This window comes from Sulfitobacter delicatus (assembly GCF_900102535.1).
Lineage (GTDB): Bacteria > Pseudomonadota > Alphaproteobacteria > Rhodobacterales > Rhodobacteraceae > Sulfitobacter > Sulfitobacter delicatus.
The window spans coordinates 1-5830 of the sequence record NZ_FNBP01000025.1 but is presented as its reverse complement, the minus strand read 5'-3'; the positions used below and the strand labels follow the sequence as shown (position 1 = coordinate 5830).

Below are 5830 nucleotides of genomic sequence, written 5' to 3'. Positions count from 1 at the left end.
CCCACCGGCAGGTGAAGTATCTCAATAACGTGATCGAGGCCGATCACGGAAAGCTCAAGATACTGATCAAGCCGGTGCGCGGTTTCAAATCGATCCCCACGGCCTATGCCACGATCAAGGGATTCGAAGTCATGCGAGCCCTGCGCAAAGGACAGGCTCGCCCCTGGTGCCTGCAGCCCGGCATCAGGGGCGAGGTGCGCCTTGTGGAGAGAGCTTTTGGCATTGGGCCCTCGGCGCTGACGGAGGCCATGGGCATGCTCAACCACCATTTCGCAGCAGCCGCCTGATCGGCGCAGAGCGACAGCCTACCTCTGACTGCCGCCAATCTTTGCAACAGAGCCGCCGAGCGCACCCAGCGGTATCTCGGCCTCGGCAGCGAGCGTACGCATTGACAGCTTCACTAATCCGTCACGGCCAATAATGCGCAGCGCGACCTTGAGAATGAGTCTCTTGCGTTCGAGGCCTTTTCGGCTGGGCGGAGAGGGGAAAAGAGCTGACACTGTAACTCCCGATGTGAACGGCTTCCCCAATCTACTCGATATTGACCTTGACCAGATGCCACTGATGTTTGCATAATATTGAACGAACGTACAAGTTTTTGTCGAAAGGGTGCGGTATGCGAGGCGATGTCGAGCGCGACGCCGTGGGAGTCGTAGCGGACCTCACGGACAAGCTGGGCGCCGAGTCCTCGTGTGCAACCGCTCATGACCCCTTCGGCGTGGTGCAGGTCCTCGTGAACAAGGCCGGAACGACCTCGATGTCATCTTCAGACGACCCCACGTCGATCGCCGACATCTTGATAAGCCAGTCGGGGGTTTCAAACGACCGCAACGTGGCCAGCACGCCGCGCATGATCCGCGCAGCCTTCCCCGATACGCGTCAGGGTGGGTTCGGCCACGTGGTGACCGGTGCCTCCGTATCCAGGACTATCCAGGCATACGCCGGCGATTTTGCTTCCCGGGCTGGTTCCGAACCGCGGGGCGTCGTATATCTCCGGACAACTCCTGACTGTAGACGGCACGAATTCGATGAATGAGGAGCGAGGAGCATGAAGATCACCATGAATCAGACGAGTAGCCCGGAGAAGCGACCAGTTTGGACGTGGAGCGCCCGGGAGATCGCGGCGCAGGTTCGCAGCGGCCAGATGACAGCCACGGCAGTGATCGATGCGCATCTCGAACGGATCAACTTTGTCAACCCCTCGGTACATGCACTTACCGTGGTCTTCACAGAGCAGTCACGAGCGCTCGCGCAAGAGATCGATAGGCGCATCTCGCAGGGTGACTCAGTTGGTGCGCTTGCAGGCGTGCCGTTCTCGGTGAAAGAGAACCTCGACCTCACGTGGTCGGCCACGACTGACGGCTGGAGCCACCTCTCGAACGCAGTGCCGAGCACAAACGCGACGGTCGTTCAGCGCATGCTTGATGCTGGTGCTATCCCGATCGGTCGAGGCAACATGCCTCCCAAGGGATTGCGTTGGGACACCGACAATGAACTGTTCGGGCGCACCTACAATCCGTGGGCGCGCGACCGTGTCGCCGGGGGATCAAGCGGCGGTGACGCCGTTGCTATCGCAACCGGCATGGTGTCGTTCGGGCTCGGAAATGACTACGGTGGTTCCCTTCGTCTTCCCGCCTACGCCGGTGGAGTGTGCGCGCTTCGCCCTTCCGCGGGGCGCGTGCCCATCGGAATGCCGCCGGGTGAGCCTGTGGCGATGACGGGACAACTCTTCGCTGTGAACGGTCCGATTGCTCGGACGATTGATGATCTTGATACCGCTTTCGCGCTCATGAACGGCGCAGACGGCATTGATCCGCTCGCTCTGACAATTCCGCATCCGGACCACTACGAAGGTCTGCGTGCTGCAGCTGTTGTTCGTAACCCGCTCGGGTGGGGGGTCGACCGAGAAGTTGCACACGCGATCGATCAGGCTGCTGACGCACTCGTGAATGCAGGTTGGGAGATCGAGGACATCGAACCTCCGTTTCTTGAAGAGGCGGCGAACCTGTGGCGCGAGCTTTCTGTTACCGAGCTTGCAGGCCTGTTTGCCCCCGGCGTTCTTCCAGCTCCTATGGACACGGACGCCACGGCGTATTGTGTCGACAATGCGAGTGAGACGAAGCTGTTGGACTCGGTTGAGGCGTACAGCAACGGGTGGGGCCGCCGATACCTCGTCGCCGCAGCTTGGGAGAAATTTCAGTCGCGCCATCCTGTGATCCTCGGACCTGTATCGGCCCGACGGATGCCCCGCATTGGGTACGACCTCTCTGGCCCTGAAGCGACCACGCAGCTCTGGCGTGATCACCGCCTTCTGGTGTCAGTAAATCTTCTGGGGCTTCCTTCAGTGGCGCTGCCGACGGGTCTCGATGCCGATGGGATTCCTTCGGGCGTTCAACTCATCGGTCCGCGAAATGGAGAGCATGTTGCCCTGGCTGCCGCCCGAGATGTGTTCGCAGCGCTGGGGAGTCCAGCTCCCGTAGACCCACGACAGTAGGTCAACCGCGGCATGGCATCGGACACGACGATCGTTTGGTCGGTCTAGCCGGTAATGTGTGGGTGTCGGCAGAGGCGAGCGTGAGTCATCGGGCCGCTCGGCGCGCTGCGCGCAACGAGCCGAGCGGCCCGACTAGCCATTGACGGTGGCTGGCAACGAGTACTTGTCGATGATGGTTGCCAGGAGCTCCGCGGCTCGTGTCGCCGTGATGACCTCAGTCTCGTCGACCTCGGCGACGACCTTCGACTCGGGGTCCTCATAGACATGCTCGCCGATCATGCGGGCTCCGTCGTCGTGGGGTCAGATGAATGCGAGCGTGCGGCGCACGAGATACCACTTGTCGGGATCGTAGGGAGAGCCTGCAGTCTGGCCGCCGTCAGCCTCCGCGCCGACGGCGGCGAAGACGTTGTCTCCGAGCCTGCCGCCGGGCACGAACTGGCTGAACTCGGCCTCTTCGGCGAATTCCCAGTCAGTGACCGTCATCTTCTAGTGGCCGATCCACATCCCGGGCATGTCGAGGTCAACGAGCGGCTCGTAAAAGCCGCTCACCGACTCCATACCGTCGATGAGGACTCCTTCTCCGCTCGCGAAGAGCCGTTAGCGCGGATGACGTATCGTCGTCTTCGGTCCTGTTATCCACTTCACCGCCGAATTTGCTGCGGTTTGCAGCACCCACATCGGCGGGGTTCACTCCCTAGTGCGGTCCGTGATGGAAGACAATGACCTCGTCGGGAACCCTACAGCCACGATCTGGTCCCCAGTCCTTTTCGCAGCAGATGTGATGGATGATTTCTCAGCGTTTCTGAATTACATTCCGTCACCCGTGTAGACGAGGCCCAACCAGCGGGGTGCTCGTCTTGCAGCCCCGAGGACCCCGTCACCGCTGCGTTGATATGTGGTCATTCAGCGGAGCATAGAACGGCACCTTGATTAGAACGTGGTGAATCTGAGAAGGAAATCGACGTGTACTCTCTCAGCGATCACGCTGCCCAGCGGGTCAGAATGCAACTGTCGCGACTGTAGCGGACGTCGAAAGGGGCCGCTGCGGCTGCTCAGGCCTCCGCGTCGGGCTGGAGTCAGCCAACATCTATTGTGATGTTGTTTCTTCCGCCCACACCAAGCTGAGGCTCACGAACAGCCTTTTAAGGGTTGCGCGGATTGCGCGCTCGTTTGCGGGTTCGAGCGGTGCGCTGAGACTGTCAACTTCGAGCCCCGCGAGGACCGCAAGGATGAGACGCGCGTCCGTCTTGGGGCTGGTTGAAGCCATCGCGGTAACGGTGGCTTCCAAATGCGCTTGGAGGCTCTGGAGCCAAGCCGCGGAGGCGCGTTGAAGTTTCGTCCGACGGGCCGATTCATTCAAGAAATGATGCTCGGTGATGAGCTGAGTGCGGTATTCGGTGAGGCCCTGGATGATGTAATCGGCAAGGCGGTTCGCGATCTCTGCGGCGGTCAGGTTTCCGCCTAACCGTGCAATTGTGCCTACTACGCGCGCAGTTTCTCGCTGGGAGTGCCTGACGAATGCCGCCTCGATGAGGTCCTCTTTGTCGCTGAAGTAGTAGGTTGCCGTTCCTAGGGGTACCGACGCTTCTGCGGCGACGGTGCGCATTGATACGCCTTGGAGGCCTTCCTTCCCGATTAAGCGCAGAGCTGCATCGATGATGTCGCTTTTACGCCGGGCGCCCTTCTTGCTGGGCGGCATGCGCAGTATGTCTTCAGGTAGGTCGTCAACTTGTGTCACCCCATACGACCTTTCTGCGTGAGCTCTGCCTGTTTGCGGGCTTCCGATGATCCGACTGGTGTCCCTGGTCCCAGTGACGGGTTCTGGCAACCCACCTCGAGTGAGCCCGAAGTCAGTTTGCCAAATCAAATGGTTGCCTTGCCGATCGCTAGGGAAGATGCGGCGACCTTCCGACGATATCAGCGGAGGCTCAGAGTGCATGGCAATCGAACAGGTCTAGGGCCCGACATCTTATTCCGACACCGGGCCCGGCACGATGCGGTGAGACTCGACCTCGGATGTAGGGTGATGGGTTCATGACTGACTCCTCGAGCCCCGACTGTTTTGCTCCTCAGGCGGCTGAGAGTGGCTGTCTGAGGTCGGTGAGGGTCCGGTCCAGAGTAGTGCCCCGTAGAGTGGTGTAACGATCCCGGCCAGTAAACGTCAGCGTGGCCACCGGGATCTTCCTTCGAGGAAACTCTCACATCCCACTCGAAAGGCGTCACACCGATGACCACTCCCTCTATTGTCGACCCTGCCACCGTCCTCACCAACGCGCTGGGCGACGCATCACCGGATCTGATGCGCACCCTGCTGCAAACCATGATCAACACTCTCCTCTCAGCTGAAGCAGATGCGATCTGCGGCGCCGAGTACGGGAAGCCCTCTGCTGACCGAGTGAATGGTCAAGTCCCGTGGAGTGGTGTAACCGTTTCGTGATCCTTCAGGGATGTGGGGGCTAGTTTTCGTTGTGATTGCAGATGCTCGCGACGAGCTCACTCACGGTGTCGGAGTACAGCCCAGGAGTGGGGGCGCTCATGCTGCGGCCCCGAGCTCGGGGAGCTCATGGTGCTGGCCGATAGTGTCGGTACCCACGAGCGTGAGGCGGCACCTCGCGAGAACGTCAAGACCGAGGTAACGACGACCCTCGGCCCATTCGTCAGACTGCTCCGCAAGAACGGCCCCGACGAGGCGGGTGATCGCGGCCCGGTTCGGGAAGATCCCCACCACATCGGTCCTGCGGCGGATCTCACGGTTCAGGCGCTCGTTCGGGTTATTCGACCAGATCTGCTGCCACACATCTTTCGGGAACGTGGTGAACGCGAGAATGTCAGCCCGGGCAGCATCGAGGTGGTCGTGCACTTCGGGGAGTTTGTCCTCGACGTAGTCCAGGAGCCGGTCGAATTGGGCCTCAACACTTTTCTGGTCGGGTTGGTCGTACACGGAATGCAGCATCGCTTTCACCGCCGGCCACATGCTCTTCGGGGGGCTCTGTTGCAAAAATCGTGAAGCTTGAGCATGCTTGGCGGAGATTGGACGGACGGAACGATGACGGATTTCAAGTGGCGCCATTTCCAGGGTGATGTGATCCTGTGGGCGGTGCGCTGGTATTGTCGCTATCCGATCAGCTATCGCGACCTTGAGGAAATGCTGGCGGAACGCGGCATTTCGGTCGACCATACGACGATCTATCGCTGGGTCCAGTGCTACGCCCCGGAGATGGAGAAGCGGCTGCGCTGGTTCTGGCGGCGTGGCTTTGATCCGAGCTGGCGCCTGGATGAAACCTACGTCAAGGTGCGGGGCAAGTGGACCTACCTGTACCGGGCAGTCGACAAGCG

At 60.6% G+C, this 5830-nt stretch carries 7 protein-coding genes and 2 pseudogenes; 4 read left to right on the top strand and 5 right to left on the bottom strand.

What is annotated here, in order from left to right:
* Nucleotides 1-287 (top strand): DDE-type integrase/transposase/recombinase (locus BLS57_RS19390; protein ID WP_004154396.1); only part of this gene is annotated, 287 nt, incomplete at its 5' end.
* Nucleotides 288-702: 415 nt separating this feature from the next.
* On the opposite strand, the gene BLS57_RS19835 is transcribed toward BLS57_RS19390, so the two are convergent.
* Entirely contained in the window at nucleotides 703-852 is a 150-nt protein-coding gene (locus BLS57_RS19835) for a hypothetical protein (protein WP_167356480.1), read from the bottom strand.
* Between the two features lie 196 nt (nucleotides 853-1048).
* On the opposite strand from BLS57_RS19835, the gene BLS57_RS19375 reads away from it, so the two are divergent.
* Nucleotides 1049-2494 (top strand): amidase family protein, encoded by a 1446-nt coding sequence (locus BLS57_RS19375; RefSeq protein ID WP_208597615.1) that lies wholly within the window; start codon nucleotides 1049-1051, stop codon nucleotides 2492-2494.
* A 132-nt stretch (nucleotides 2495-2626) separates the two neighbouring features.
* Here the strand turns inward: BLS57_RS19375 and BLS57_RS19830 are convergent, their stop codons facing one another.
* The 3 genes from BLS57_RS19830 to BLS57_RS19365 form a co-directional block, all read right to left on the bottom strand.
* On the bottom strand, nucleotides 2627-2773 hold the full coding sequence (locus BLS57_RS19830; protein WP_167356479.1) for a hypothetical protein: 147 nt from the start codon (nucleotides 2771-2773) through the stop codon (nucleotides 2627-2629).
* Between the two features lie 21 nt (nucleotides 2774-2794).
* Nucleotides 2795-2977, bottom strand: a complete 183-nt coding sequence (locus tag BLS57_RS19370; RefSeq protein WP_093744236.1) for a hypothetical protein — start codon at nucleotides 2975-2977, stop codon at nucleotides 2795-2797.
* A gap of 604 nt (nucleotides 2978-3581) precedes the next feature.
* Nucleotides 3582-4232, bottom strand: coding sequence for a TetR/AcrR family transcriptional regulator (locus BLS57_RS19365; RefSeq protein WP_167356478.1), 651 nt, complete (start codon nucleotides 4230-4232; stop codon nucleotides 3582-3584).
* 489 nt (nucleotides 4233-4721) lie between these two features.
* Between BLS57_RS19365 and BLS57_RS19360 the strand changes: the two are divergent.
* Nucleotides 4722-4889: pseudogene (locus tag BLS57_RS19360) on the top strand (IS256 family transposase); the annotation flags it as partial.
* Between the two features lie 138 nt (nucleotides 4890-5027).
* Here BLS57_RS19360 and BLS57_RS19355 read toward each other — a convergent pair.
* A pseudogene (locus tag BLS57_RS19355) lies at nucleotides 5028-5492 on the bottom strand (transposase); the annotation flags it as partial.
* Nucleotides 5493-5540: 48 nt separating this feature from the next.
* Between BLS57_RS19355 and BLS57_RS19350 the strand changes: the two are divergent.
* On the top strand, nucleotides 5541-5830 hold a 290-nt coding region (locus BLS57_RS19350; protein ID WP_139186683.1), incomplete at its 3' end, for an IS6 family transposase.

Bases quoted from the DNA above. Each gene is read 5' to 3' on its own strand.
- BLS57_RS19835 (WP_167356480.1), bottom strand. From the start codon at position 852: ATGCGCGGCGTGCTGGCCACGTTGCGGTCGTTTGAAACCCCCGACTGG.
- BLS57_RS19375 (WP_208597615.1), top strand. From the start codon at position 1,049: ATGAAGATCACCATGAATCAGACGAGTAGCCCGGAGAAGCGACCAGTT.
- BLS57_RS19830 (WP_167356479.1), bottom strand. From the start codon at position 2,773: ATGATCGGCGAGCATGTCTATGAGGACCCCGAGTCGAAGGTCGTCGCC.
- BLS57_RS19370 (WP_093744236.1), bottom strand. From the start codon at position 2,977: ATGACGGTCACTGACTGGGAATTCGCCGAAGAGGCCGAGTTCAGCCAG.